20 protein-coding genes and 1 pseudogene are annotated in these 26,961 nt (G+C 69.6%); 8 read left to right on the top strand and 13 right to left on the bottom strand.

All coding sequences use genetic code 11. The annotated features are described in order from the left end of the window. Positions 1–18: 18 nt before the first annotated feature. The 6 genes from gap to uvrC all read right to left on the bottom strand — a co-directional run bounded on the left by gap (position 19) and on the right by uvrC (position 9,455). Entirely contained in the window at positions 19–1,029 is a 1,011-nt protein-coding gene (gene gap / locus AB0D57_RS11840; RefSeq protein WP_362070572.1) for a type I glyceraldehyde-3-phosphate dehydrogenase, read from the bottom strand. Positions 1,030–1,217: 188 nt separating this feature from the next. Next, positions 1,218–4,175, bottom strand: a complete 2,958-nt coding sequence (locus AB0D57_RS11835) for a M14 family zinc carboxypeptidase (protein ID WP_362070570.1) — start codon at positions 4,173–4,175, stop codon at positions 1,218–1,220. A 162-nt stretch (positions 4,176–4,337) separates the two neighbouring features. Continuing rightward, positions 4,338–5,327 (bottom strand): DNA-binding protein WhiA, encoded by a 990-nt coding sequence (whiA, locus tag AB0D57_RS11830; RefSeq protein WP_266757464.1) that lies wholly within the window; start codon positions 5,325–5,327, stop codon positions 4,338–4,340. After that, a complete protein-coding gene (gene yvcK / locus AB0D57_RS11825; protein WP_362070567.1) occupies positions 5,318–6,388 on the bottom strand; it encodes a uridine diphosphate-N-acetylglucosamine-binding protein YvcK in 1,071 nt (356 codons plus the stop codon). The genes whiA and yvcK overlap by 10 nt, the downstream gene beginning before the upstream one ends. Continuing rightward, complete coding sequence (rapZ, locus tag AB0D57_RS11820) at positions 6,385–7,422, bottom strand: RNase adapter RapZ (protein ID WP_362070565.1); 1,038 nt, start codon at positions 7,420–7,422, stop codon at positions 6,385–6,387. Before rapZ ends, yvcK begins: the two co-directional genes overlap by 4 nt. Beyond that, positions 7,419–9,455, bottom strand: coding sequence for an excinuclease ABC subunit UvrC (gene uvrC, locus AB0D57_RS11815; RefSeq protein ID WP_362070563.1), 2,037 nt, complete (start codon positions 9,453–9,455; stop codon positions 7,419–7,421). Before uvrC ends, rapZ begins: the two co-directional genes overlap by 4 nt. Before the next feature lie 269 nt (positions 9,456–9,724). Here uvrC and AB0D57_RS11810 point away from each other — a divergent pair, with 269 nt between their 5' ends. Further along, positions 9,725–10,672, top strand: a complete 948-nt coding sequence (locus AB0D57_RS11810; protein WP_362070561.1) for a hypothetical protein — start codon at positions 9,725–9,727, stop codon at positions 10,670–10,672. A gap of 45 nt (positions 10,673–10,717) precedes the next feature. On the opposite strand, the gene AB0D57_RS11805 is transcribed toward AB0D57_RS11810, so the two are convergent. Further along, positions 10,718–11,128, bottom strand: a complete 411-nt coding sequence (locus AB0D57_RS11805) for a Rieske (2Fe-2S) protein (RefSeq protein ID WP_362070559.1) — start codon at positions 11,126–11,128, stop codon at positions 10,718–10,720. Between the two features lie 209 nt (positions 11,129–11,337). Between AB0D57_RS11805 and AB0D57_RS11800 the strand changes: the two genes are divergently transcribed. Continuing rightward, positions 11,338–12,432 carry a LacI family DNA-binding transcriptional regulator gene (locus AB0D57_RS11800; RefSeq protein ID WP_362070557.1) on the top strand — a complete coding sequence of 365 codons (1,095 nt, stop codon included), beginning with the start codon at positions 11,338–11,340 and terminating at the stop codon, positions 12,430–12,432. Further along, positions 12,429–13,340, top strand: coding sequence for a carbohydrate kinase (locus AB0D57_RS11795; protein WP_362070555.1), 912 nt, complete (start codon positions 12,429–12,431; stop codon positions 13,338–13,340). Before AB0D57_RS11800 ends, AB0D57_RS11795 begins: the two co-directional genes overlap by 4 nt. Before the next feature lie 204 nt (positions 13,341–13,544). Here the strand turns inward: AB0D57_RS11795 and uvrA are convergent, their stop codons facing one another. Then, entirely contained in the window at positions 13,545–16,586 is a 3,042-nt protein-coding gene (uvrA, locus tag AB0D57_RS11790) for an excinuclease ABC subunit UvrA (RefSeq protein ID WP_362070553.1), read from the bottom strand. A 222-nt stretch (positions 16,587–16,808) separates the two neighbouring features. Here uvrA and AB0D57_RS11785 point away from each other — a divergent pair, with 222 nt between their 5' ends. From AB0D57_RS11785 to AB0D57_RS11775, 3 genes and pseudogenes are all read left to right on the top strand, one after another. Continuing rightward, positions 16,809–17,495, top strand: a complete 687-nt coding sequence (locus tag AB0D57_RS11785; protein WP_362070551.1) for a maleylpyruvate isomerase family mycothiol-dependent enzyme — start codon at positions 16,809–16,811, stop codon at positions 17,493–17,495. A gap of 9 nt (positions 17,496–17,504) precedes the next feature. After that, entirely contained in the window at positions 17,505–18,161 is a 657-nt protein-coding gene (locus AB0D57_RS11780; RefSeq protein WP_362070549.1) for an MBL fold metallo-hydrolase, read from the top strand. A gap of 264 nt (positions 18,162–18,425) precedes the next feature. After that, a pseudogene (locus tag AB0D57_RS11775) lies at positions 18,426–18,575 on the top strand (amino acid ABC transporter permease); the annotation flags it as partial. A 7-nt stretch (positions 18,576–18,582) separates the two neighbouring features. On the opposite strand, the gene aroQ reads toward AB0D57_RS11775, so the two are convergent. Beyond that, positions 18,583–19,056, bottom strand: coding sequence for a type II 3-dehydroquinate dehydratase (gene aroQ, locus AB0D57_RS11770; RefSeq protein ID WP_362070547.1), 474 nt, complete (start codon positions 19,054–19,056; stop codon positions 18,583–18,585). A 129-nt stretch (positions 19,057–19,185) separates the two neighbouring features. On the opposite strand from aroQ, the gene AB0D57_RS11765 reads away from it, so the two are divergent. Next, positions 19,186–20,232 carry a S66 peptidase family protein gene (locus AB0D57_RS11765; RefSeq protein ID WP_362070545.1) on the top strand — a complete coding sequence of 349 codons (1,047 nt, stop codon included), beginning with the start codon at positions 19,186–19,188 and terminating at the stop codon, positions 20,230–20,232. 88 nt (positions 20,233–20,320) lie between these two features. Further along, entirely contained in the window at positions 20,321–21,622 is a 1,302-nt protein-coding gene (locus AB0D57_RS11760) for an MFS transporter (protein WP_362070543.1), read from the top strand. Positions 21,623–21,634: 12 nt separating this feature from the next. Here AB0D57_RS11760 and AB0D57_RS11755 read toward each other — a convergent pair whose 3' ends face one another. The 4 genes from AB0D57_RS11755 to AB0D57_RS11740 all read right to left on the bottom strand — a co-directional run bounded on the left by AB0D57_RS11755 (position 21,635) and on the right by AB0D57_RS11740 (position 26,891). Continuing rightward, positions 21,635–22,735 carry an ionic transporter y4hA gene (locus AB0D57_RS11755; protein WP_362070541.1) on the bottom strand — a complete coding sequence of 367 codons (1,101 nt, stop codon included), beginning with the start codon at positions 22,733–22,735 and terminating at the stop codon, positions 21,635–21,637. 198 nt (positions 22,736–22,933) lie between these two features. After that, positions 22,934–23,929, bottom strand: coding sequence for a TerC family protein (locus AB0D57_RS11750; RefSeq protein WP_362070539.1), 996 nt, complete (start codon positions 23,927–23,929; stop codon positions 22,934–22,936). A 285-nt stretch (positions 23,930–24,214) separates the two neighbouring features. Next, entirely contained in the window at positions 24,215–26,281 is a 2,067-nt protein-coding gene (locus tag AB0D57_RS11745; RefSeq protein WP_362070537.1) for a TerD family protein, read from the bottom strand. A 43-nt stretch (positions 26,282–26,324) separates the two neighbouring features. Continuing rightward, on the bottom strand, positions 26,325–26,891 hold the full coding sequence (locus AB0D57_RS11740) for a TerD family protein (RefSeq protein WP_362070628.1): 567 nt from the start codon (positions 26,889–26,891) through the stop codon (positions 26,325–26,327). Between the last annotated feature and the right edge of the window lie 70 nt (positions 26,892–26,961).

Genomic DNA, 26,961 nt, shown 5'->3' with positions numbered 1-26,961 from the left:
AGGTGCCTGCTCCGGGTACTAGAGCTGGCCGCCGACGAAGACCGTGAGGTCGACGAGGCGGTTGGAGTAGCCCCACTCGTTGTCGTACCAGCCGAGGATCTTCACCGAGTTGCCCTCCTGGACCATGGTCAGGGAGGAGTCGAAGGTGCAGGAGGCCGGGTCGCTGACGATGTCCGAGGAGACGATCGGGTCCTCGGTGTAGGCCAGGTAGCCCTTGAGGTCGCCGTCCTCGGAGGCCTTCTTGAACGCGGCGTTGACCTCGTCCTTGGTGACCTCGCGCTGCAGCGTCACGACCAGGTCGGTGGCCGAGCCGGTCGGGACCGGGACGCGCATGGCGATGCCGTCCAGCTTGCCCTTGAGCTGCGGGAGGACCAGGGCGGTGGCCTTGGCGGCGCCCGTCGTGGTCGGGATGATGTTCTCGGCGGCGGCGCGGGCGCGGCGCAGGTCCGAGTGCGGGAAGTCCAGGATGCGCTGGTCGTTCGTGTACGCGTGAACCGTCGTCATCAGGCCCTTGACGATGCCGAAGTTCTCGTCGAGAACCTTGGCCATCGGCGCCACACAGTTGGTGGTGCAGGAGGCGTTGGAGATGACGTGGTGGTTGGCCGCGTCGTACTTGTCCTGGTTGACGCCCATCACGATGGTGATGTCCTCGTCCTTGGCCGGAGCCGAGATGAGGACCTTCTTGGCGCCGCCGGCGATGTGCTTCTCGGCGTCGGCCTTCTTGGTGAAGATGCCGGTCGACTCGATGACGATGTCGACGCCCAGCTTGCCCCACGGGATGTCGGCGGGGTTGCGCTCGGAGAGCACCTTGATGGTGTGGCCGTCGACGGTGATCGTGTCGGCGGTGTGCGACACCTCGGCCTTGAGACGGCCCAGGATGGTGTCGTACTTGAGCAGGTGAGCGGTGGTCGCGGTGTCACCCAGGTCGTTGACAGCCACGATCTCGATGTCAGCACCCTGCTCCAGCAGCGCGCGGAAGTAGTTACGACCGATGCGGCCAAAGCCGTTGATGCCTACGCGGATCGTCACGAACCGATCTCCTCGTTGGTACGCCGGCTCACGTGCCGGCGAGTTGTATGGGATGTCCCCGACCGCCTACGACCCTACCTCCCTGAGGGCCCGGTGGTGACATCGAGATGCCCCATACACGGCAGGGCGTTCCGTACCCACCAGTAGGGGTACGGAACGCCCTCGATGTTGACGACCGTCACGCAGGGTCAGCTCTTCAGTGCCGTGAGCGCCTTCCCGATCAGGGCCGTACGGTCGGCCGCCGCGGTGACGTGCTCCAGGCCGAAGCCCAGCAGCACGGTGTCGCCCGTGGTGACCCCTCCGTAGGTCTTGAACAGATCTCCGTAGCGTGCCCAGTCCTTGAGGACGGCCGGGCTGCCCGGCGGCGGTCCGGCTACGCTCCAGGCGCCGAGGGAGGTCTCGAAGCCCTCGGTCTGGGTGGCCGTGCCGCCGATGACGACAGAGGTGTCGTCGACGAGGAGGCCGTGGCCTGCCGCGCTCGGGTCGGAGATGTAACTGAACGAGACCTCGACCGACTTACCGGCGTACGCGCTCAGGTCGAAGTTGACCTGCTGCCAGCCGGTGGACGCGCCGGTGAAGCTGTTCCACGCCCCGGTGGTGCCGGTGTTGGCGCAGTCGGCGGAGTTCACGGTCAGATACCGCTTGAGGAAGGGGTGCTCCCTGACCAGGAATCCGGCCTCGCACTCCTCGGGGACCGTGGTGCTGGTGGCGCCGCCCGCCTCGGGAAGCGTCGTCCAGTCGTCGGCCCCGGTGGTGTGGGCCTCGAGCACCGCATGGTCGTAGCCGGGCTCGGCGTCCCACAGGAGCTGGGTGCGCAGCGTCGGCGCGTCCGCGGCACTGACACCGGTGAGGTCGATGGTGCGGGTGAGGCGCTTGTAGGCGTCGTCGGTGTGCACCGCGGCGGCCATGTACGAGCCCGCGTAGGGCCCGTACGGGTTGACGGTCCCGGCGAACTGACCCGCTCCCGCGCTCGTCGAGAACTGCGGGTACTGCGCGGCGGGCAGCGAGTCCGAGGTGACGCCGTAGGTGCCCGCGGCGTTCAGCGGGTTGCCCGGCGTGTCGCCGAGCGCCCCCGTGAAGCCGGTGAGCTTCCCGGAGCCGTTGAAGCCGGTGGCGCCAGGAGTGGACGTACGGGAGTACGCGCCCAGGTAGTACTGGCTGAAGTCGTTCGAGAGGGTGCCGCCGCCCAGGTCGACGCTGCCGCCGGCCTGCTCGCCCGACTCGATCAGCTTGCCGCCCTCGTTGAGGTAGGCGCGCAGTTGGAGCTGGGTGGCGTTGCCCGGCCGCGGGGCGCCGGTGTAGTGGACGACCGTCTTGAAGTGGTCGAGCACGCCGAGCGCGTCGGGCGCGCCCAGGGTCGCGACGTCCCAGACGAGGGCCTTCTTGCCGTTGGCCTTGAGGGCGTCGACGTACGTCTGGGCCTGCGTGGCGGTCGCGCCCTCCTCGGCGACGACGAGGGTGTCGGCCTTGGGCCGTTCGGCCACGGTGTAGGTGAAGTGTGTGCTGGAAGTGGGCTTTCCGCTCCTGGTCTCGCCGGTGAACCAGACCTCGACCGTGTCGCCCGGATCGCCGTCCTGGACCTTGGCCCGGTACTCGTCGAAGTAGAGGTTGTCCTTGCCGCCGTAGGTCTCGCCGCCCTTCCATGCCTTGAGCGCCATGTCCCACGTACGGCCGCCGTTGACGCGGTACTTGAGCTCCTTGTCGCGTACGGACTTGCGTACGAGGACGGAGACCTCCTGGTCGGCGCCGCGGGAGTACGACGTCGTGAAGGGGGCCGGGGTGAAGTCGGGGGCGTCGATGCCGACCGAGGAGGAGGGCCGGTCGGGGTGGGCCGCGGTCTCGGCGACGGAGAGCGCGAACGGGATGTTCTTCTCGAACTCCTGCGCGATCAGCTTCTCGTCGTCCGGGAAGGTGAAGACCGAGGCGCAGTCTGCCGCGTTCCAGGTGTCGTTCGGGTCGATGTTCGAGACGGTCTGACAGGTCGACATCTCGGGGGTGAACATCGCGATGCCGTTGACGTTGCCGGCGTGGCCGTCCGCCTCACCGTTGGTGGTGTAGAGCTCCGAGGAGACCTGCGGGCGGTAGCCCTCGATCGCCGGGTTCTCGGGGGTTCCGGCGAGCGCCTTGTAGAGCACGTCGTCCGGGGACGGCGTCGCGACCTGCCAGCCCACCCCGTAGAGGATCAGCTCGGCGGCGGAGTGGTAGTTGATGCCGTACGTGAAGCCGATCCGCTTCTCGAAGGCGTCGAGCGCCTGGGTCTCGGGCTCGGAGCCGGGGCTCGCGCCGCGGTAGGTCTCACTGGTGGGGTTGGGGGACGAACCCTCGTCGTCGTAGCCCCACTTGAAGGGGAAGTTGCGGTTGAGGTCGACGCCGTCTCCGGTGGAGATGGCACCGTCGCCGTTCACGTCCAGCAGGTTCTTGCGCCACTGGCGCGTGTCCTCGCTCTGGAACGTGTAGTCGTAGCCGTCGGGATTGGCCGACAGGACGAACCACAGCTCGGTCGAGTCGACGATCTTCTTGATGCGCTTGTCCGTGGCGTAGTTGTCCAAGTAGTAGTGCATCAGACGCCGCGTCATCTCCGGCGTGATCCACTCGCGCGCGTGCTGGTTGGACGCGTACAGCACGGACGGCTTGGTGCCGTCCTTGGCCTTCTTGGCGCCCTTGGTCAGTTTGAGCGCCAGGATGTCCTGGCCGTTCCGGGTCTTGCCGATGGAGACGACCTTGGTGAGGTCGGGGTGCGCCGCCCCGGTCTTGACGATCTCCTCCTGGAGATTGCCCGCTCCGCTGTACGGGCGGAACACACCCTCGGCCGCGGCTTCTACGCGGGCCTCCGCCTTGGCCGTCAGGCTGTGCTCGGTGAGCTCGACGCCCTGCTTCTCCAGCTTGTCGGCCTGCTGGTCGGTGACGTAGACCTCGACCGTGCTCTTGCCGTTCTTCCAGTTCTGATCGCCGAGTTCGTGACCGTCCTGCCCGGCCGCGAGCAACAGGGGTACCTGCTGCTTCGTGATCTCCGCGTGGAACACCTTGACGGCGTCCGCGTCGGGCGCGGGTGAAGTACCGCTCTGCGCCTGGGCGATGGGCGCCAGACCCGCACCGCCCAGCAGGAGCGCGCCCGTAGCGAGGATCGCTCTCGCTCTTCGTCTCATGAGCCCCCCTTGCATTAGTCCGCCACAGCAGCGAACAGATGCCAGGCTCATGACACTTCATGGTCAAGTCAAGGGCGCCTCACCGTCAGGCAAACACGGATGCCGATGTCCCAATTGGACATCGACACCGGCGTGTTGAGCTCGACTGCTCCATCTGGGCGATCAACCTGCGAGGTTGTCCGCCATCTCCTCGGAGAGGTTCGACTCCGTCCCGGGGATGCCCAGGTCCTGGGCCCGCTTGTCGGCCATCGCCAGCAGCCGGCGGATCCGGCCGGCGACGGCGTCCTTGGTCAGCGGCGGGTCGGCGAGCGCGCCCAGCTCCTCCAGGGAGGCCTGCTTGTGCTCCATGCGCAGCCGTCCGGCCGCCGCGAGGTGCTCCGGCACCTCATCGGCGAGGATCTCCAGCGCGCGCTGCACGCGGGCCCCGGCGGCGACGGCGGCGCGGGCCGAGCGGCGCAGGTTGGCGTCGTCGAAGTTGGCCAGCCGGTTCGCCGTGGCGCGGACCTCGCGGCGCATCCGCCGCTCCTCCCAGGCCAGCACCGACTCGTGCGCGCCCAGCCGGGTCAGCAGCGCCCCGATCGCGTCTCCGTCCCGCACCACCACACGGTCCACGCCGCGCACCTCGCGGGCCTTCGCGGCGATCGACAGCCGCCGCGCGGCGCCGACCAGCGCGAGCGCGGCCTCCGGGCCCGGGCAGGTCACCTCGAGCGAGGAGGAACGGCCGGGCTCGGTGAGCGAGCCGTGCGCCAGGAAGGCCCCGCGCCAGGCCGCCTCGGCGTCGCAGGTGGCCCCCGAGACCACCTGCGGCGGGAGGCCCCGGATCGGGCGTCCACGGCCGTCCACGAGCCCCGTCTGGCGGGCCAACTGGTCACCGCCCGCGACGACGCGTACGACGTAACGCGAGCCGCGGCGCAGTCCGCCGGGCGCCATCACGATCAGTTCGGAGCTGTGGCCGAAGATCTCCAGGATGTCCCGCTTCAGCCGGCGCGCCGCCATCGCGGTGTCCAGCTCCGCCTCGATCACGATCCGGCCGCTCACCAGGTGAAGGCCGCCGGCGAACCGCAGAATGGCGGAGACCTCCGCCTTTCTGCAGCAGGTCCGGGTGACGGGGAGCCGGGAGATCTCGTCCTTCACCGCTGCCGTCATCGCCATGGGCCGATCCTTCCATGCATCCGAAAAATACGGTCGTACGCGGCGGCCAACAGCTCCGGGTCGTGCCTCGGGCTACCGTCGGTCCGGGCCACCGGCGCCAGCTCGACCGCGGCGCCGAACCGCTGGGCGGCGTCGGTGAGTGAGTCGCGGTCGGGCACGGCGGCCTCGTCGGCCAGCACCACGTCCAGGGCGAGTTTAGGGGCGTGTCGTCCCAAAACCTCCAAATGACGCTGCGGGGAGAAGCCCTCGGTTTCTCCGGGCTGCGGGGCGAGGTTCAGGGAGAGTACCCGGCGGGCCTTCGTCTGGGTGAGGGCGTCCAGCAACTCGGGCACCAGCAGGTGCGGGATCACCGAGGAGAACCAGGAGCCGGGGCCGAGCACCACCCAGTCCGCGTCGAGGACCGCCGCGACGGCCTCGGGGACGGCGGGCGGGTCGTGCGGCACGACGTGCACGGACTGCACCTCGCCGGGCGTGAGCGCCACGGTGGCCTGGCCCCGTACCGTCTCGACGCCCTCGGGCCGCTCCGGGTCGTGCCCCTTGACCAGAGCCTGGAGCTCCAGGGGTACGGCGGACATGGGCAGCACGCGACCGTGCGCGCCCAGCAGCTTGCCGACCAGGTCCAGGGCCTGGACGTGGTCGCCCAGCTGCTCCCACAGGGCGACGATCAGCAGATTGCCGACCGCGTGCTGGTGCAGGTCGCCCTTGGACTCGAAACGGTGCTGGATGACGCGGGACCAGGTCTGGCCCCAGTCGTCGTCGCCGCACAGCGCGGCCAGGGCCTTGCGCAGGTCACCGGGCGGGAGCACACCCAGCTCGTCGCGCAGGCGCCCGCTGGAACCGCCGTCGTCGGCCACGGTGACGACGGCGGTGAGATCGCCGGTGATCCGGCGCAGCGCGGCGAGCGAGGCGGACAGTCCCATGCCGCCGCCCAGGGCGACGACCTTGGGCTGGGCGCCCCGGCGGCGCGGCTTCCCGCCGCGCGCCTCGACGGGCTTGGTGCCGCGTCCCTCGGGGGACAACCCGCGCAGCCTGCTCAGCCGCAGTGCGGCTCGTCCGGTCACTCGCGCCCCATGTCCCGGTGTACGACCACGGTCTCCACGCCCTGCGAGGCGAGGCGTGCGGCCAGCTTCTCGGACGTGGCGACCGAGCGGTGCTTGCCACCGGTGCAGCCGACCGCGATGGTCACATAGCGCTTGCCCTCGCGCCGGTATCCGGCCGCGATGAGCTGGAGCAGCTCGGCGTAGCGGTCGAGGAACTCCTTGGCACCGGGCTGGTTGAAGACATAGGCCGCGACCTCCTCGTTGAGGCCGCTGTAGGGGCGCAGCTCCGGGACCCAGTGCGGATTGGGCAGGAAGCGCATGTCCACGACCAGGTCGGCGTCGACCGGGAGGCCGTACTTGAACCCGAAGGACATGACCGTGGCCCGCAGCTCGGGCTCCTCCTCGCCCGCGAACTGGGCATCCATCTTGGCGCGCAGCTCGTGCACGTTCAGGCTGGAGGTGTCGATGACCAGGTCGGCGTCGCCGCGCAGCTCGCGCAGCAGCTCCCGCTCGGCGTCGATGCCGTCGACGATACGGCCGTCGCCCTGGAGGGGGTGCGGGCGGCGCACGGACTCGAAGCGGCGCACCAGGGCGTCGTCGGAGGACTCCAGGAAGACGATCCGCCGGGTGACGTTCTTCGACTCCAGATCGGCGAGGGACTCGCGGAGGTTGTCGAAGAAGCGGCGGCCGCGTACGTCGACGACGACCGCGATCCTGGCGACGTTGCCCTGGGAACGGGCACCGAGTTCCACCATGGTGGGGATCAGTGCGGGCGGCAGGTTGTCGACGACGAACCAGCCGAGGTCCTCCAGACACTTGGCGGCCGTCGACCGGCCCGCTCCGGACATCCCGGAGATGATCACCAGCTCGGGGATGGCGGCATCGGGCACTCCGGCCGTCTCCATCGTCGTATCCCCCTGCGTTCCTTCGGCGGACTGTTGTTCGGTCCGCCCTTCGGCCTGTTGTTCGGTCTGCTCTTCGGCCGGTGCTTCGGTCTGCTGTTCGGCCTGCCGTTCGGTCTGTTCTGGGCTTTCTGGTCGTCCGTTGTCGCTCATGTCTCCTGCCCCCGTCGCTCGTCCGAGGCGCCCGCGGACGCGAGCTCCTCTCGGGAGCCCGTCGTCGTCCCGGGCTCCTCGTCTTCCATGATCTCTCCAGTCGCCGTGTTCACGGCGGGTGCGGCCGGAGCCGCCTGGGCGAGGGCCACGGCGATGGCCTCGGCCGTCTTGCGGCCTATGCCGGGAATCTCGCAGATCTGGTCGATCGTCGCGGATCGCAGCCTTTTCACTGAGCCGAAATGCTTGATCAACGCCTGCTTACGGGTCTCACCGAGGCCCGGTACCTCGTCCAGCGGGCTTGTCTTGAAGCGCTTGGCCCGCTTGGTGCGCTGGTAGGTGATGGCGAAGCGGTGGGCCTCGTCCCGGACCCGCTGGAGCAGGTACAGCCCCTCGCTGGTGCGGGGCAGGACCACCGGGTCGTCCTCGTCCGGCAGCCAGACCTCTTCCAGCCGCTTGGCGAGGCCGCAGACGGCGATGTCGTCGATACCCAGCTCGTCGAGGGCCTTCTTGGCCGCCGCGACCTGGGGCTGACCGCCGTCGACGACGACGAGCTGCGGAGGGTACGCGAAGCGCTTGGGGCGGCCGTCGTCCTCAGTGAGGGCGTTCTCGCCGTCCGTCCACTCGCCCGTCTTCTCCTTCTCGGCGAGGTAGCGCTTGAAGCGGCGGCCGATCACCTCGTGCATGGACCGGACGTCGTCCTGGCCTTCGAAGCTCTTGATCTGGAAGCGCCGGTATTCGCTCTTGCGCTGGAGGCCGTCCTCGAAGACGACCATCGACGCCACGACGTCGTCGCCCTGGAGGTGCGAGATGTCGTAGCACTCGATCCTGAGCGGGGCGCTGTCCAGGTCGAGGGCCTCGGCGATCTCTTCCAGGGCGCGCGAGCGGGTGGTCAGGTCGGAGGCGCGCTTGGTCTTGTGCAGGGCGAGCGACTGGAGCGCGTTGCGCCGCACGGTCTCCATGAGCGCCTTCTTGTCGCCGCGCTGCGGGATACGGAGGGAGACATTCGACCCACGGCGCTCGGTCAGCCACTCCTGGACCGGCTCCACGGGCTCGGGCAGCGCCGGGACGAGCACCTCCTTGGGAACGGAGTCGCCCTTCTCCTCCCCGTAGAGCTGCTGGAGCGCGTGCTCGACGAGGTCACCGGTGGTGACGGCCTCGACTTTGTCGGTGACCCAGCCGCGCTGGCCGCGCACCCGGCCACCGCGCACATGGAAGATCTGCACAGCGGCTTCCAGCTCGTCCTCGGCGACGGCGATCAGGTCGGCGTCGGTCGCGTCGGCGAGCACGACCGCGTTCTTCTCCATGGCCTTCTTGAGGGCCTCTATGTCGTCGCGCAGACGGGCGGCCCGCTCGTACTCCATCTCCTCGGCCGCGTCCGTCATCTGCTTCTCGAGACGGCGGATGTACGTCCCCGTACGGCCGGCCATGAAGTCGCAGAACTCCTCGGCCAGTTCACGGTGTTCCCCGTCGGAGACACGTCCGACGCACGGGGCCGAGCACTTGCCGATGTAGCCGAGGAGGCAGGGGCGGCCGGTACGGGCGGCGTTCTTGAACACGCCGGCCGAGCAGGTGCGGACGGGGAAGACGCGCAGCAGCAGATCCACGGTGTCGCGGATCGCCCACGCGTGCCCGTACGGACCGAAATAGCGCACGCCCTTGCGCTTGTGGCCGCGCATCACCTGCACGCGCGGGAACTCCTCGTTCATCGTCACCGCGAGATACGGATAGCTCTTGTCGTCGCGGTACTTGACGTTGAACCGGGGGTCGTACTCCTTGATCCAGGAGTATTCCAGCTGAAGGGCCTCGACCTCCGTGGACACCACCGTCCACTCCACGGACGCGGCCGTGGTGACCATGGTGCGGGTGCGCGGGTGGAGGTTCGTCAGGTCCTGGAAGTAGCTCGCCAGGCGCTGGCGCAGGCTTTTCGCCTTTCCGACGTAGATCACCCGGCGGTGCTCGTCGCGGAATCTGTACACCCCGGGAGAGTCCGGGATCTGTCCCGGCTTGGGGCGGTAGCTGGAGGGGTCGGCCATGTCTCACACCCTACTGGCGAGGACTGACACCGCGACGGCCTCCCGGCCCGCCTGTGGACACCGGCTCCCGCACCCGCGAGAGGCGGCGACGGCGCGTACGGATGGTGCAGTCGAGCATGTTGAGCATCAGGTGTTGTCGGGGCTTGGTCAACACGCTTCAATGCGGGGGACTCGGGGCCGTGCACCCCGCGCGCCGACCACGCGCCCCCGACGAGCCGCAAACCGACGGTCCGACCAGCCGTTGCGAACATTCACAGAAAGGTCCCCGCATGCGCCACGGCACACAGCACGCGGACATCGCCACGGCGGAACTGGAGACGGCCCTGGCGGGCGGCCCCTTCCATGTCGCGCTGCGCGCCGCGATCGCCGCACGCGGTCTGCCCCTCCAGCGGGTACAGCACCATCTGTCGCGGCACGGCGTCACGGTCGGGGTGACGAGCCTGAGCTACTGGCAGCAGGGCGCCCGGCGCCCACAGCGCCCCGAGTCGCTGCGCGCCGTACGCGCCCTGGAGGAGATCCTCCAGCTCCCGGACGAGTCGCTGATCCGGCTGCTCGCCAAGGCGGACGAACGCTCCGACCTGCAGCACCCCACGGGCCGCTCGTACCGCTCGTTCGTGGAGGCCTCCGGCGTCCTGGAACAGTTCCTGGCCGAGCTGGAGTCATCACTCGACGGGGGGCTGCACACCCTCGGCCACCACGAGCTCGTACGGATCGGCGCGCATCGCGAGTTGCTGGCGCGTGAGTCGCACCACATCGTGCGCGCCCACAAGGACGGCGTGGACCGCTATGTGGCCATCCACCACGGCGACCCCGGATGCGCTCCGGAACGGACAGAGGTCCGCGCCATGGAGAACTGCCGCACGGGGCGCATGCGTTGGCACCACGACACCGGACTACTGGTGGCCGAGCTGCTCTTCGACACGCGGCTGCGCGCGGGCGACACCTTCCTCTTCCGCTACGGCTTCGAGGACGGCACGGCCGGTGCATCCAGCGAGTACGTACGCGGGTTCGGCTTCGCGGGCGGGCAGTACGCGCTCCAGGTGCGGTTCGCCGAGGAGACGCTGCCCCTGCGCTGCCACCGGTTCACGCAGCACTCGCCGGCGGCACCACGCAGCGGCCGCCAGGAGCTGACGCTGAGCGGGAGCCATCGTTCGGTGCATCTCGTCGAACCGCGGGTCCGGTCGGGCATCGTGGGGATCAGTTGGGACTGGGACTGACCGCTTCCGGTTTCCGTCGCGTCGCCGGCCCGCCGACGGCCCCGGTCAGGCGCCCGGACCCACGATGATCTTCCCGCCCTTCGCCTCCACGGACAGCTCCTCCAGTGGGACGGTGGCCGGCGCCTGCAGCACCTTTCCCGTCGCCGCGTCGAACTCGCTGCCGTGGCACGGGCAGCTCAGCGTGGCGCCCTGAAGCTTGTTGATGGCGCAGCCGGCGTGCGTGCAGATCGAGCTGAATGCCTTGAGGGAACCGTTCTCGGCGCGGCTGACCACGACGTTCTGCTCCCGGTACAGCTTGGCACCGCCCTTGGCGATCTCACTCTCCGCGCCCAGCTCGACGGGCGCGGTCGGCTTCGCCGGAGTCCCGCCACCGCCGGATCCGGCGCATGCGGTGAGGGCGATCCCGGCGATCGGGGTGAGCGCCGCTCCTCGCAGGACGGTACGACGGCCAGGCATGGTGCCTCCACAGGTTGACGCCGGTGCACGTCGACGATACCGGTACGGGTCATTCCGCTTTGAGTGGGTGTGTCGGTGAAGAGGACAGGTGGGGGCGGGGGCGGCAGGGGGCAGGGCGCAGTCGACGTAAACGTTTGCGCAAGCGTTTACGTCCGTCGCCTCATGCGATAGGTTCCCGCCTGGGAAGGGCCCCGGGGAGAGGCGGAGCGATGGCAACGATGGTCGATGTGGCGGCGCGGGCGGGGGTGTCCGTGGCGACCGTCTCACACGTGCTCAACAACACGCGCCCCGTGCTGCCCCACACGCGCCAAGCCGTCCTCGACGCCATCGACGCGCTCGGCTACACACCCAACGCCCTGGCCCGTTCGCTGGTCACCGCACGGACCCGGTCCATCGGGCTCGCGGTGTCGGCGATCAGCAACCCGTACTTCACGGAGATCTTGCAGGGCGTCGAGGCCGGCGCTCTGGAGCGTGGCTACGGCCTGCTCATCGCCGACCCGCACGACGACCCGCACCACGAGCGGAAGGTCGTCCAACTGCTGCATGAGCGACGCGTCGACGGCATGATCGTCGCGCCCTCGGCCGATCCGGAGGCGCTCCTGAACTACCTCGGGCAGCACGCCGTGCCGACCGTGGTCCTGGACCGACTGGTCGACGCCCCGGCCGACCGCCCCTTCCGCTTCGACCAGATCTGCGCCCAGAACGCCGAGGCCATGGCGCAGCTCGTCACCCACCTCGCCGAACGGGGCCACCGGCGCATCGGACTGATCGCGGGCCGGCCCGGGCTCAGTACCACGACCGAGCGGATCTCCGGCTACCGCCACGGCCTCGCGAGCGCCGGATTCCCCTACGACGAACGGCTCGTGGCGCACGGCGACTCCGAGGAGGAGGCCGCCGAGCGTGCCACCGGCGGCCTGCTCTCCCTCGCGGTGCCTCCGACCGCGCTCGTCACCGCGAACAACGTGATGACCATCGGCGCCCTGCGTGCCCTGCGCGAGCGCGGTCTGTCCGTGCCGGACGACCTGGCGCTGTGCTGCTTCGACGACTTCGCCTGGGCGGACCTGTTCACACCCCGGTTGACCGCGATCTCCCAGCCCGGCAGGGAGATCGGGGCGCAGGCGGTGCGACTGCTCCTGGAACGGCTGGCAGCTCCGCACCGCCCCGCCCGAACCGTGCGACTCCCCTGCACCTTCGTCCACCGCACCTCGTGCGGCTGCGCCGACATCTCCCGGTACGCCCGGACCCCCGAGCCCCTCCGGAACATCCAGAGCATCCAGAGCCCCACGAAAGGACCCATGTCGTGATCGTCGTCGCCGGTGAGGCCCTGATCGACCTGGTACCACAGGGCGCGGGCGCGCTCGTGAGTCTGCGGCCCGCGCGCGGCGGCGGACCGTACAACACGGCTGTGGCACTGGGCCGACTCGGCTCCCCCACCGCCTTCTGCTCCCGGGTCTCGCACGACGCCTTCGGCGAGGCGCTCCTGGGCGGGCTGCGCGAGGCGGGCGTCGATGTGTCCGCCGTGCAGCGCGGTACGGAGCCGACGACCCTCGCGGTCGCCTCCATCGGCGCGGACGGCTCGGCCGCGTACTCCTTCTACGTCGAGGGCACGGCGGACCGCCTGTTCGCGACGCCGGACCGTCTCCCGGACGGCACCAGGGCGGTGTCCTTCGGTACCTGTTCGCTTGTCCTGGAGCCCGGCGCGAGCGCGTATGAGGAGCTGATGCGGACCGCCGCCGCGCGCGGCGTGTTCACCGCACTCGACCCGAACATCCGAGCCGGGCTGATCCCCGACGCGGACGCCTACCGGGCCCGCTTCAAGAGCTGGTTGCCGTCGGTGTCACTGCTCAAGCTCTCCGAGGAGGACGCTCAGTGGCTGGGCGGCACCCCGCGTGAGTGGCTGGCGTCCGGCCCCTCGGCCGTCGTGATCACTCACGGCGGCGACGGCCTGACGGTGTTCACCCGCGACGGCGCCGTCCACCCCGTGCCCGGCGAACCGGTCGAGGTCGTGGACACGATCGGCGCCGGCGACACGGTGAACGCGGCCCTGCTGCACGGCCTCGCCGCGCGGGACGCACTGTCTCCGGAGGCACTGGCCGGCCTGGGCCCCGAGGGCTGGACCGACTTGCTGCGGTTCGCGGCGCGCGCGGCGGCGATCACCTGCTCACGAGCGGGCGCGGAACCACCGTTCGCCGCTGAACTCGGCGCCCTCTGAGGCCCGTTCGGCCTGTTGGATCAACCGCTGACGGCCCGCGGCGCCCCGGGCGAGTCGCCAGCACGCCGGGTTCGAGGCGATGGGCGAGTTCCGGCGCAGCGAACGGACGGTGCCCCACGGGGAGTTCCCGTGGGGCACCGTATTTCTTGGGACTTGTCAGGCCATGTACGCGTGGTCTGGTTCGCCCCTGCGCGTCCGGCCTGTTCAGGCTTTGGCGGCCCGTGTGGTCTTCTTCGCGGGCGTTGCCTTCTTGGTGGCCGTCTTCTTCGTGGCCGCTGCCGCCTTCTTCGTGTCCGTGTTGTTGACGGCCTTCGTGGCCGTCCGCTTGGCCGTCGACTTGGCCGCCGCCACCTTCTTGGCCGCGGTCTTGCGCGGGGCCTCCACGGGCTCTGCGTCGCTGATCCGGTCGGCGCCCAGGATCTCGCGCAGGAACTTGCCCGTATGGCTGGCCGGAACCCCGGCGACCTGCTCGGGCGTGCCCTCCGCGACGACGAGACCGCCGCCGTTGCCACCCTCCGGGCCCATGTCGACGACCCAGTCGGCGGTCTTGATGACGTCGAGGTTGTGCTCGATGACGATGACGGTGTTGCCCTTGTCGACCAGCCCGGAGAGCACCGTGATGAGCTTGCTGATGTCCTCGAAGTGCAGACCGGTGGTCGGCTCGTCCAGCACGTACACCGTGCGGCCCGTGGAGCGCTTCTGCAGCTCGCTCGCGAGCTTGACGCGCTGGGCCTCACCGCCGGACAGCGTCGGCGCGGACTGGCCGAGCCGGACGTAGCCGAGACCGACGTCGTTGAGCGTCCTCAGGTGGCGGGCGATGGCCGGGACGGCCTCGAAGAAGCCGAGGGCCTCCTCGATCGGCATGTCGAGAACCTCGGAGATGGACTTGCCCTTGTAGTGGACTTCCAAGGTCTCCCGGTTGTAGCGCGCCCCGTGGCAGACCTCGCAGGGGACGTACACGTCCGGCAGGAAGTTCATCTCGATCTTGATGGTGCCGTCGCCGGAGCAGTTCTCGCAGCGGCCGCCCTTGACGTTGAAGGAGAAGCGGCCGGGCAGGTAGCCCCGCACCTTCGCCTCGGTCGTCTCGGCGAAGAGCCTGCGGACGTGGTCGAAGACTCCGGTGTATGTGGCCGGGTTCGACCGGGGGGTGCGGCCGATGGGCGACTGGTCGACGTGCACGACCTTGTCGACGAGGTCGTCGCCCGCCACGCGCGTGTGCCGCCCGGGGACGCTCCGTGCGCCGTTGAGCTCGCGCGCCAGGTGCGTGTACAGGATGTCGTTCACCAGGGTCGACTTGCCCGAGCCCGAGACGCCGGTGACCGCGGTGAGCACGCCCAGGGGGAAGGAGACGTCGATGTCCTGGAGGTTGTTCTCGCGGGCGCCGTGCACCGTGAGCTGACGCCCCGGGGCGGTGGGGCGGCGGAGTTCCGGGAGCGGGATCTCCTTCTTGCCCGACAGGTACTGTCCGGTCATCGACTCGGCGTTGGCGAGCAGCTCCTTCAAGGGGCCGCTGTGCACGACCTTGCCGCCGTGCTCGCCCGCACCGGGGCCGATGTCGACGACCCAGTCGGCGACCTTGATGGTGTCCTCGTCGTGCTCGACGACGATGAGCGTGTTGCCCATGTCGCGCAGTCGGACGAGGGTCTCGATCAGGCGGTGGTTGTCGCGCTGGTGCAGGCCGATGGAGGGCTCGTCGAGGACGTACAGGACGCCGACGAGTCCGGAGCCGATCTGGGTGGCCAGGCGGATGCGCTGGGCCTCGCCGCCGGAGAGGGTGCCGGCCGCGCGGTTGAGCGACAGGTAGTCGAGGCCGACGTCGACCAGGAAGCGCAGTCGTTCGTTGACTTCCTTCAGGACGCGTTCGGCGATCTTCTTGTCGCGTGCGTCGAGCTTCAGCTCGCCCAAGAAGTCCGCGCAGTCGCTGATCGACATGGCGGAGACCTCGGCGATCGACTTCTCCATGACGGTGACGGCGAGGATGAGCGGCTTGAGGCGCGTGCCCTCACAGGTGGGGCAGGGCACCTCGCGCATGTAGCCCTCGAAGCGCTCGCGGCTGGCGTCGCTCTCCGCCTCGCTGTGCCGCCGCTTGACGAAGGGGACGGCGCCCTCGAAGGGCGTGGTGTAGACGCGCTCGCGCCCGTACCGGTTGCGGTACCGCACCTCGATCTGCGTCTTGTGGCCGTGGAGCAGGGCCTTCTTGGCACGCTGCGGCAGACCGGCGAAGGGGATGTCGGTCCGGAATCCCAACGCGTCCGCGAGAGCGCCGATCAGGCGGCCGAAGTAGTCCTTGGTGTGCCCGTGCGACCAGGGGTGGATGGCGCCCTCGTCGAGGGACTTGTCCTCGTCCGGGACGATCAGCTCGGGGTCGACCTCCATGCGCGTACCGATACCGGTGCATTCGGGGCAGGCGCCGAAGGGCGAGTTGAAGGAGAAGGAGCGGGGCTCCAGCTCCTCGAAGGACAGGTCGTCGTACGGGCAGTACAGGTGCTCCGAGTACATGCGCTCGCGCTCGGGGTCGTCCTCGGGGAGGTCGACGAAGTCGAGCACGACCATGCCTCCGGACAGGCCTAGGGCCGTCTCCACGGAGTCGGTGAGGCGGCGCTTGGCGGAGTCCTTCACGGTGAGGCGGTCGATGACCACCTCAATGGTGTGCTTCTCCTGCTTCTTGAGCGTGGGCGGCTCGGCGAGCTGGATCGTCTCGCCGTCGACCCGGGCCCGGCTGTACCCCTTGGTCTGGAGATCGGCGAACAGGTCGACGAACTCACCCTTGCGCTCGCGCACCAAAGGCGACAGCACCTGGAAGCGACTCCCCTCCGGCAGCTCCAGGACCCTGTCGACGATGGCCTGCGGCGACTGACGCGTGATGGAGCGGCCACACTCGGGACAGTGCGGCTTGCCGATGCGCGCGAAGAGCAGACGCAGATAGTCGTAGACCTCGGTGATGGTGCCGACCGTCGAGCGCGGGTTGCGCGAGGTCGACTTCTGGTCGATGGAGACCGCCGGGGAGAGGCCTTCGATGAAGTCGACATCCGGCTTGTCCATCTGTCCGAGGAACTGCCGGGCGTACGAGGAGAGCGACTCCACGTAGCGCCGCTGCCCCTCGGCGAAGATCGTGTCGAAGGCCAGCGAGGACTTGCCCGACCCCGACAGGCCCGTGAAGACGATGAGCGAGTCGCGCGGGAGGTCGAGCGAGACATTCTTCAGATTGTGCTCGCGCGCTCCACGGACGATGAGACGGTCGGCCACGCCGGTCCGCACCTTTCTTGAGAGAAGTGACAGGGGCGGGGCCCCCGTCCTTTTCAGACTAGGGGGAGCCACTGACAGCGCCGGTTGCTTTCCCTGGTTCACAACAATCCCGGGCCTTCCAGCATGCCCGACGCCACGCTCGAGCCTATAGCACGCACATTCGATTTGCGGGGGTGGCCGACCACCTTCACCCGAACGTGTGGCGGGACTAGGGTCGGCCTCATGATTGATCATGCGCGCGACCTGGAGTCTGTACGTGACGCGACCGAACGGCTGCTCAACGCAGCCGCCGCATGGGACAACGCTGCCGTGGCCGAGCCGTCACGGCTCCCCGGCTGGAGCCGCGGCCACATCCTCGCCCACCTCGCCCGCAACGCGGACGCGCTCGTGAACGTCCTCGCGGGGCGCCCCATGTACGTCTCCGGGGCCGCCCGCGACGCCGACATCGAGCGGGACGCACCGCGCCCCCTGAACGTACAGGTCACGGACGTGCGCGAGAGCGCGGCCCGCTTCCAGGAGGCGGGGACCGCGCCCGCGGACTGGTCGCGCACGGTGGAGCTGCGGGGCGGAGTCACGGACACCGCGGCCATGGTTCCGTTCCGGCGGTGGATCGAGGTCGAGCTGCACCATGTGGATCTGGGGATCGGCTACGAGCTCGAGGACCTCTCCGCCGAGTTCACCCGGCGCGAGATCGACTTCCTCACCTCACGATTCCTCGGCCACCCCGACGTGCCCGCCCTGGTCATCGAGGAGGACGACAAGCGCCGGATCCCCTCCGGCCGTCGCGAGGGCGAACCGGTCATCGTCACCGGCCGGCAGGCCGACCTGCTCGGCTGGCTCTCCGGCCGCCGCGACGGCTCGGGGCTGAGCACCGACGGCGGGCCACTCCCAGAGCTCCCCCCGCTATAGGCTGCCGTCATGACGTACAGCGGAGCGGTGAAGGTCGGCGGACCTGCCGACGTGCACGAGTTGCAGGACCTGATGATCTCCAAGGTCGCGGTCGGCCCGATGAACAACAACGCCTATCTGCTGCGCTGTCGAGCCACCGACGAGCAACTGCTGATCGACGCGGCCAACGACGCCGGCACGCTGCTCACCCTGATCGGCGACGACAGCATCGCGTCCGTCGTGACCACCCATCAGCACGGTGACCATTGGCAGGCACTCGCGGAGGTCGTGGCGGCCACGGGCGCCCGCACCTACGCGGGCCGGGACGACGCCGACGGCATCCCGGTGCCGACCGACGTCCTCGTGGGCGACGGCGACACGATCCGGGTGGGGCGCGTGGAGCTCACCGCGCGCCATCTCGTCGGGCACACGCCGGGCTCGATCGCGCTCGTCTACGACGACCCGCACGGACACCCCCATGTATTCACAGGGGACTGTCTTTTCCCGGGCGGTGTGGGCAACACGCGCAAGGACCCGAAGGCGTTCGCCAGTCTCATCCACGACGTCGAGACGAAGATCTTCGAGATGCTGCCGGACGAGACCTGGGTCTACCCGGGGCACGGCAACGACACGACGCTGGGCGCGGAGCGCCCGCATCTGCCGGAGTGGCACGCACGGGGCTGGTGACCACCGGCCTGATGACCACGGGGCTGGTGACCACGGGACTGGTGACCACGCACCAGGGGGCGTGAAGTCCATGAACGCGCGCCCCGTGTGAATCGAGCGCACGCGCCGGTGGCACGCGTGCGCTCCCGGCGCGCGCGGTGCCGCAGTCCACTGGAGGCAGCCCCGCACAGGACGACGGCTCCTGTTGCGGAACGGGCCGTCGGCCTGTCGATCCCCGCCCTCGGCCGACGGCCCCGGCAGGACGCTCGCCGGCCTGCGACCGGCCGCGCGGGCATCGAGCCCAACCACCCCTTGCAGCGCGCCGCGCCCCGCTCGCTCGGCCTCACCAATCGGCAGGCCCTGCGGTACGTCGTTCTCCCCCAGGCCGCGCGCCGCCAGGTACCGCCCCTGCTCAACGACCTGGTGTTCCTCCAGAGTCCGCTTACGCCTCCGCCTGCCCCGTCCCCGCCAGCGCGGCGACCCGCTCCACCGCGAACGCGTACCCCTGCACACCGCACCCCGCGATGACTCCGTCGGCCCGCAGCGAGACGTACGAGTGGTGCCGGAACTCCTCGCGCTGGTGAATGTTGGAGATGTGGACTTCCACCACCGGCAGGCCGTCACAGGTGTTGAGCGCGTCCAGGATGGCGACGGAGGTGTGTGAGTAGGCGGCCGGGTTGATCACGATCCCGGCGTGGTTCAGGCGCGCCTCGTGGATCCAGTCCACCAACTCGCCCTCATGGTTGGACTGGCGGAAGTCCGCCGTGCCACCGTGCGCGGCCGCCGCCTTGGCACACAGGGCCTCGACGTCGGCGAGCGTGTCGGAACCGTAGATCTCCGGCTGCCGTTGCCCGAGAAGGTTCAGGTTCGGCCCGTTGAGAATCATGATCGGGGCGTTGGCGAGGGTGCGGGGCACGGTTCCTCCGGTCCTTCCAGGTCGGCCGGTCCTTTTCAGGACGGGTCCTCTGCCGGTCCTTTCGGACCGCTGCTCAGACCCCGGTTTATCACGGTGCGGCGCGGCGCTGACGGCCCGTACCCTCCCGCCATGACGACACCCTCGTACCCTCCCAAGCCTTCGTCGGGCGACCGGATAGCGGTGATCTCACCGTCCTCGGGGCTGCCGGGTCTGTTCCCGCTCCCGTACGAACTGGGCTTGGAGCGGCTGCGCACGGAGTACGGCCTCGAACCGGTCGAGTACCCGACGACCCGCAAGATGGGCGCGACGCCGCGCGAACGCGCCGACGACATCCACGCGGCGTTCGCCGACCCGACGATCAAGGCGGTCATCTCGTCCATCGGCGGCGACGACCAGATCACCGTGCTGCCGCTGCTGGAGCGGGAGTTGATCCGCGACAACCCGAAGCCGTTCTTCGGCGTCAGCGACAACACTAACCTTCTCGCCTACCTGTGGAACGCCGGAGTCGTCGGCTACCACGGCGGCTCCGTGATGTGCGAGCTCGGCCGCCCCGGTGCCCTGGACCCGCTGACCGCTGAGTCACTGCGGGCCGCGCTGTTCACCTCCGGTCCGTACGAACTGCGCCCCGCCGACCGCTTCACCGACGTCAACAGCCCCTGGGAGGATCCGGCGACCTTCGACCGCGAGCCGGCCACTGAACCGGGTGGGGGATGGACCTGGCACCGCCCGGACCGCGTGATCGAGGCCCGCTCCTGGGGTGGCAACATCGAGATCCTTTCGTGGCTGCTGATGGCCGACCGCGAGATCGCGCCCGACCCTTCCGTGTACGACGGTCATGTGCTGTTCCTGGAGACCTCGGAGGACATGCCGAAGGCCGACGAGGTCTTCTGGATCCTTCGGAGCATGGGTGAGCGCGGCCTGCTGCGGCGCTTCCCGGCCCTCCTGATGGGCCGCCCGAAGGCGTGGTCGTTCGAGCGGCCCAACGGCGCGGAAGCGAAGGCCCGTTATGTGCGGGAGCAGCACGAGGCGGTACTCCGGGCCGTCGACATGTATGCCCAGGGCATGATGGTTGTTCTCGATGTGGACTTCGGTCACACCGATCCGCAGTTCGTCATCCCTTACGGAGGCACGATCCGCGTGGACGGCCCCTCCCGGCGCATCACGGTCACGTACTGACGCGGGCGCGCGGCAGTCGCGTGCCGAAAGGGAACCGAGCACCCACGCGCCCCCGTAACCGGTGGTCACCGTGGGTAGTTGACGCGGCATGCACGACGTACGCACCGTAAGGGCGCCTTCCATGCTCCGGCTCGCGGCAGCCTCGCTCGCGGGGACGGCCATCGAGTTCTACGACTTCTTCGTCTACGGGACTGCTGCCGCGCTGGTCCTCGGACCGCTGTTCTTCCCGACGTTCTCGCCGCTGGCGGGGACGCTGGCGGCCTTCGCGACGTTCGGCGTCGGGTTTGTCGCCCGCCCGCTCGGTTCGGTGCTGTTCGGGCACATCGGGGACCGGCACGGACGGCGCCCGGTGCTCGTCGCCTCCCTGCTGCTGACCGGTGCGGCGACCGTCGCGGTCGGCTTCGTGCCGACGTACGAATCGATCGGTACGGCCGCTCCCGTGCTCCTTCTCGTGCTGCGTTTTCTGCAGGGGCTGGGGCTCGGCGGGGAGTGGGGCGGGGCGGTGCTGCTGACCGCCGAGCACGCGCCCGCCGAGCGGCGCGGGCTGTGGTCGAGCTTCCCGCAGATCGGTCCATCGCTGGGGTTCGTTCTGGCCAACGGTGTGATGCTGGTGTTGTCGGCGACGCTGTCCGACGCGCAGTTCGCGTCGTGGGGATGGCGGGTGCCGTTCTGGGCCGCGGGTGTGCTCGCGGCGGCGGGGCTGTGGCTGCGCAGCTCGCTCGCCGAGAGTCCGCGATTTCTGGAGATGCGGGACCATGCGCGTGTGCCGCTCGTCGAGGTGGCGCGCGATCACTGGCGGCTCGTTCTGCTGACAGCCGGCGGACTCGCGGTCGGCTACGCGGTGTTCTACGCGGTGACGACCTGGGCGCTGGCCTACGGCGTCGAACGGCTCGGTGTGAGCCGTACCGTGATGCTGGCCTGCATCATGGCAGCAGTGGTGGTGAAGGGTTCCCTGACGCCGCTGGTGGCCCTGCTCGGCGACCGCTACGGGCGGCGACCGCTGTGCCTGGCGGGCTGTATCGGCGCGGCGCTGTGGATGTTCCCCATGGTCGCGCTGCTGTCGACCGGCGAACCTCTGCTGATGTTCCTCGGCTTCCTTGTGGCGCTGCTCGCGTTCATCACGATGTTCGCCGTGATCGCCGCGTATCTGCCGGAGTTGTACGAACCTCGGGTGCGCTGCACGGGCGCGGCGGTGGGCTACAACCTGGGCGGGGTACTCGGGGGCGCGCTCACGCCTCTCGTGGCGACGGCGCTGGCCGACGGAGAGCGGGTTCCCTGGGGTGTGGCCGCGTATCTGACGGGTGTCGCGCTGCTCAGTCTGGGGTGCTTCGCGCTGCTGCCGGAGACCCGCCCGGTGCCCCGTCTGGCGGTCGCACCGGCCACTGAGTGACCATCGGGCCGACTAGGGATTGACCGCGAGCTCCAGATACGCCGCGAACACCACCAGATGGACGCCTCCTTGGAGGGGGGTCGCGCGCCCGGGAACCACCGTCAGGGAGCTCACCACGACGGTCAGCGCGAGCAGCACCATGTGGGTGGGGCCGAGGCCGAGCACGAGTGGTCCGGAGAGCCAGATGGATGCCAGGGCCACCGCGGGGATCGTGAGGCCGATGCTGGCCATCGCCGAGCCGAGGGCAAGGTTCAGGCTCGTCTGCACCCGGTCGCGGCGGGCCGCCCGGACGGCGGCGATGGTCTCGGGGAGCAGCACGAGCAGTGCGATGATCACGCCGACCACGGAGTGCGGCATGCCTGCCGCCTCGACGCCTGACTCGATGGTGGGCGACACGCCCTTGGCGAGGCCGACCACGCCGACGAGGGCCAGGGCGAGCATCCCCAGGCTGATTCCGGCGGTACGGGCGGACGGGGCGCCCGCGTGGTCCTCCACATCGATCACTTCGCCCTGGCGGGTGATGGGCAGGAAGTAGTCGCGGTGGCGGACGGTCTGGGTCGTCACGAAGAGGCCGTACAGGACGAGTGAGGCGAGCGCGGCGAAGGTGAGCTGGGCGGTGGAGAACTCCGGGCCCGGCTTGCTGGTGGTGAAGGTCGGGAAGACCAGGCTGAGCGTGGCCAGCGTCGCGACGGTCGCCAGGGCGGCGCCGGTGCCCTCCGCGTTGAAGACGGCGAGCCCGTGCCGCAGCGAGGCGACGAGCAGGCACAGTCCGACGATGCCGTTGCAGGTGATCATCACGGCGGCGAACACCGTGTCGCGGGCCAGGGTCGAGCTCTTGGCGCCGCCGTCCGCCATCAGGGTGACGATGAGGGCCACTTCGATGATCGTGACGGCGACGGCGAGGACAAGCGAACCGAAGGGTTCGCCGACCCGGTGCGCGATCACTTCGGCGTGGTGGACGGCGGCCAGCACCGCCCCGGCCAGGACGAGCGTCACCAGCACGACGACCACGCCAGGCAGGTCACGGCCCCAGGTGAAGGCCAGCAGGACCACCGCGGCCACGGGCAGGACAGTCGTCCAGTGCGTCACGGGTGACCGGAGCCGAGCGATCATGCAGCGATCGTCGCAGGCATGGACGGGCCCCGCATTCCGATGGCAGCCAGGACTCGATCACCACGAGACAGCAGGCCGGAATGCCCCAGGACGGAAGCCCTCAGCGCCCGAGCGAGCGCCGGAAGCGGTGCCCGGCAATTTCGCCGTGCACCGCTCCCTGGGGACGGTCGCGTCCGCGTCTTCCCGCTCCTACGAGGGTCAGACGTCGATGCTGTCCTTCTGCGTCCCGTCGGTCTCCAGGACCCCTTCCGCCGCCTGCTTCTTGGTGGCGATGAGGCTGGTGATCGTGGTGATGACGAGGACCGCGCAGATCACGCCGAGCGAGACCGGGATGGAGATCTCGGGGACGTGGACGCCGGATTCGTGCAGCGCGTGCAGCACCAGCTTGACGCCGATGAAGCCGAGGATGACGGACAGGCCGTAGCTGAGGTGGACCAGCTTCTTGAGCAGGCCGCCGATCAGGAAGTACAGCTGGCGCAGACCCATCAGCGCGAACGCGTTGGCCGTGAAGACGATGTACGGGTCCTGGGTCAGCCCGAAGATCGCGGGTATGGAGTCGAGCGCGAAGAGCACGTCCGTGGTGCCGATGGCGAGCATCACGACCAGCATCGGCGTCATGACGCGCTTGCCGTTCTGCTGGATCCACAACTTGGTGCCGTGGTAACGGTCGGCCACGCCGAAGCGCTGCTCGGCGGCCTTCAGCAGACGGTTCTCCTCGTACTCCTCGTCCTCCTTGTCGGCTCGGGCCTCCTGGATCAGCTTCCAGGCGGTGTAGAGGAGGAACGCACCGAAGATGTAGAAGATCCACGCGAAACTCGCGATGATCGCGGCGCCCGCGGCGATGAAGATCGCGCGCAGAACGAGCGCTATGAGCACGCCGACGAGCAGCACCCGCTGCTGGTACTGCGAGGGCACCGCGAACTTCGCCATGATCAGGACGAAGACGAAGAGGTTGTCCACGCTCAGCGACTTCTCGGTGATGAAGCCCGCGAAGAACTCGCCGGCGGGCTGGCCACCGGAGAAGACGAGCAGTCCCAGTCCGAACAGTCCGGCCAGGGCGATCCAGACGATCGTCCAGATTCCGGCTTCCTTGATCGATACGTCGTGCGGCTTGCGGCCGATGAAAAAGTCGATGGCGATGAGGGCGGCGAGGCCCAAGATCGTCAGGACCCAAAGGGTCGGGGAAACCTCCACTGCGCCTCCGGCAGTTCGTAACGGCAAATTTCAGCGTCGTCGCTACCGGAGGTCTCTTCCACCCTGGACGGCTGTGACGCGTGATGCGTCCAGTGCCCATGGGCCGACGCCCCGGGATCTGGCCAGATCCGTATTGACGGGTACGCCGCAGCAGGTAGGGAGTACTCCCCTCCGTACGGAAGACAGTACCCGAATCACCAAGGAAAGGTAAAGAGCTTAGTAAAAGAAAGACCAAAAGCGCAGGTCAGATCTCTTTTACTGATGCTTGGTACAACCCTCCACAGGTCAGCGATTCCGCGGGTGGCGGGCCGCCGCCACCTGGGCCAGTACCTGCTGGAGCACCTGGCTGCCCGCCGGGACGAGTGCGGGCTCGTACGTCCAGGCGTGCCCGACCCACGGGTCGGCGAGGTGATCGTCGGGTACTGGGGTGAGTCGCAACAGCGAACGCCAGAGAGGGTCCAGCAGTGGCCCGTAGGCGGCGGCGTCCTCCCTGTCGGCCACCATCATCAGATGGACGCCGACGGCCGGGCCCTCGTCCGCGAGATAGCGCAGCTGGGTCACGGCACGGTCGTCGAAGCCGTGCGGGAAATCGTTGACGATCAGCAGTTGCTCGGCTGTGTCGAGGCCCGGCGGCAGCGCGTCGGCCGCTCCGCCGCGCACCGCCATCTGCACCAGGTCGACGCGCTGGGTGAGCCGCGCCAGAACGTCGGCGACGCCCCCGGCGCCGACCGCGGGCGGGCCGTCGAGCACTCCGGACCGGACCAGCGGCGCGAGGGACGAGGCTCCTGAACCGGCCGGGTCGATGACGTGCACCGCGAACTCACGTGCGGGATGGACGGCGAGCAGCCTCGCGGCGTGCGCCACCGCCGTGTCCATGGCCAGTCGGCGCAGCTCGTCGGAGTCGGCGAGCGAGTCGTCGAGGGTAGCCCGTCCGCTGTCGACCCATAGGCCGCGCTCGAGCGGCAGCCGGACCAGCATCGGGATGCGCAGACCCTCGCTCTCGGGCAGATGGAGGTCGCCGAGACGCAGGGCCATGGGGACCTCCATGGGCACCCGGTAGCCCTGCCAGACCGGGTTGTCCCAACGCGCGAAGGCCGCGGGCAGTGCGGGCTCGACCACCTGGGCCTCGGCGGTGAGCTGGGCGAGGTCCCGGTCGAGCGCCGCGCGGGCCTGGTCGACCAGACCGGCGTGCTTGGCCTGAGCCGCCTCGCGCGCGGCGTCACCCTGTCCGCCGATCCGGCTGCGCGGGTCGGACAGGACCTCGTCGAGCTCCTGCTCCATGCGCGAGTCGGCGAAGTCGACGGCGCTGCGATACGCGGCCGTGGTGCGCGCCAGGTCCTCGAACATGCCCCACACCTGGTTGTGGAGCCGCTCCTCCATGGACCAGCCCGTCGCGTCGCCCGCCACGGGCCGCGCGGGCTGCCCGGGCGGTGCCGGTGACGCGGTCGGCGAGGGTGGGGGAGGCGCGGCGGTCCGCCGGCCGGGGTGGCTGTAGTCGACCGGGCCGCCGACGGCCGCGGACGGACCGGGGATGGCTGAGGGGTCGCTCTGCGTGGGGCCGCTGCCCTGGTAGCTCGTCTGCGGCAGCGCCAGTCCTTGGGAAGCGGGCGCGTCGTACGGGGACTGCTGCGGCGGTACGGCCCCGGAGGCGCTCTGCGGTCCGGCGTACGGCTGATCCAGTCCCGAGGCCGAGGTGGCCGCCTGCCGTGAGCGGTCGGCGTCCGCCGTATGCGGTGGAGGTGCCGACATCGAGCGGGCCAGGCCCTCGGCGACGGCTTCATTGATGCTGCCCGCGAGCTGCTGAGCCTCCGGCAGGCCCTGGTCGGTGAGGAGTTCGGCGAGGCCGCCTGCGTACCCCTGGCCGACCGCGCGCACCTTCCAGGCGCCCTGCCTGCGATAGAGCTCCAGGGCAACGACGGCCGACTCTGCATCCAGGCCGGTGATGGTGTAGCTCGCGACCTCGGCACCGTCGAGGCCTGTGACCGCGACAAAGGGCGCGGCGAGGGCACCGAACCGGACCGGGCCTCCCCCGCTCTCGGCTTCGCTCGACGCTCGACCGGACGTACCCCCATCGCCGGTCGGCAGTGCGAGCAGCACATTGACCCGGTGTACGGCCACCGGCAGGGCGTCCAGGTCGAACGCGAGGCGGTGGTCGGCCGCCGCCTGCTGGGAGACCTCGAGTCCGGGCAGTGTGGGCGCGCCCGGGTGGGCCACCCATTCGACACCCCGGACCCTGCCTTGCTCGTCGCTGAGCGTGACCCCGGCCACGATCGGTCTGCCGGCCGATACGCGGACTTCAAGACGGACCTGGGAGAGCGGGTGGTTCTGCCCGCGGACCAGCTCGGCCGTCATCGCCTTGTCCCCCTGTGTCGCTTCGTGGGCCGCGCCCGGCCGCCTACAGGTGCGGCAGGATCGCGGGCATCAGGTCCTGGAAGGTGCGGCCGTTGGCCGGCGTGCCGAGGGCCGTCATCTGCCAGCCCGTGCCCGCACGGTGCACCTTCGCCATGATCTGGGCCGTGTACTGTCCGCCGCCCGCCAGCGTGTAGCGGGCGAGCTCCTGGCCGTTGGTCTCGTCGACCAGACGGCAGAACGCGTTCTGCACCTCTTGGAAGGTCTGGCCCGTGAAGGAGTTCACGGTGAAGACGATCTGGTCGATGTGGACCGGGATGCGCTGCAGGTCGACGAGGATCGCCTCGTCGTCGCCTCCCTGGCCGACGCCGCCGACCAGATTGTCACCGGTGTGCCGCACGGAGCCGTCGTCGCTGACGAGGTGGCGGAAGAACACGACGTCGACGGGCTGCTTGTCGGCGAACAGCACGGCGGAGGCGTCGAGGTCGATCTCCCGGGTGCGCGAGCCGAACAGACCGCGCCGGGGAGCCGCCTGCCAGCCGAGACCCATGCGCACCGCGGTGAGGGTGCCCCCGTCCTTCTTCTGCAGGCTGATGGCCTGGCCCTTGGTCAGATTGATACCGGGACCACTGGGCGTACTGCCCTTGGATACGTCCACCACGCGCTGTTCCCCTCTCGAGCTG

It is taken from the genome of Streptomyces sp. NPDC048275 (assembly GCF_040652275.1).
Taxonomy (GTDB): domain Bacteria; phylum Actinomycetota; class Actinomycetes; order Streptomycetales; family Streptomycetaceae; genus Streptomyces.
This window is presented reverse-complemented; position numbering and strand designations above follow the sequence as displayed.

Coding starts and splice junctions, on each gene's coding strand:
- AB0D57_RS11835 (WP_362070570.1), bottom strand. CDS start 4,175: ATGAGACGAAGAGCGAGAGCGATCCTCGCTACGGGCGCGCTCCTGCTG.
- whiA (WP_266757464.1), bottom strand. CDS start 5,327: ATGGCGATGACGGCAGCGGTGAAGGACGAGATCTCCCGGCTCCCCGTC.
- rapZ (WP_362070565.1), bottom strand. CDS start 7,422: ATGAGCGACAACGGACGACCAGAAAGCCCAGAACAGACCGAACGGCAG.
- uvrC (WP_362070563.1), bottom strand. CDS start 9,455: ATGGCCGACCCCTCCAGCTACCGCCCCAAGCCGGGACAGATCCCGGAC.
- AB0D57_RS11810 (WP_362070561.1), top strand. CDS start 9,725: ATGCGCCACGGCACACAGCACGCGGACATCGCCACGGCGGAACTGGAG.
- AB0D57_RS11805 (WP_362070559.1), bottom strand. CDS start 11,128: ATGCCTGGCCGTCGTACCGTCCTGCGAGGAGCGGCGCTCACCCCGATC.
- AB0D57_RS11800 (WP_362070557.1), top strand. CDS start 11,338: ATGGCAACGATGGTCGATGTGGCGGCGCGGGCGGGGGTGTCCGTGGCG.
- AB0D57_RS11785 (WP_362070551.1), top strand. CDS start 16,809: ATGATTGATCATGCGCGCGACCTGGAGTCTGTACGTGACGCGACCGAA.
- AB0D57_RS11780 (WP_362070549.1), top strand. CDS start 17,505: ATGACGTACAGCGGAGCGGTGAAGGTCGGCGGACCTGCCGACGTGCAC.
- AB0D57_RS11765 (WP_362070545.1), top strand. CDS start 19,186: ATGACGACACCCTCGTACCCTCCCAAGCCTTCGTCGGGCGACCGGATA.
- AB0D57_RS11760 (WP_362070543.1), top strand. CDS start 20,321: ATGCACGACGTACGCACCGTAAGGGCGCCTTCCATGCTCCGGCTCGCG.
- AB0D57_RS11755 (WP_362070541.1), bottom strand. CDS start 22,735: ATGATCGCTCGGCTCCGGTCACCCGTGACGCACTGGACGACTGTCCTG.
- AB0D57_RS11745 (WP_362070537.1), bottom strand. CDS start 26,281: ATGACGGCCGAGCTGGTCCGCGGGCAGAACCACCCGCTCTCCCAGGTC.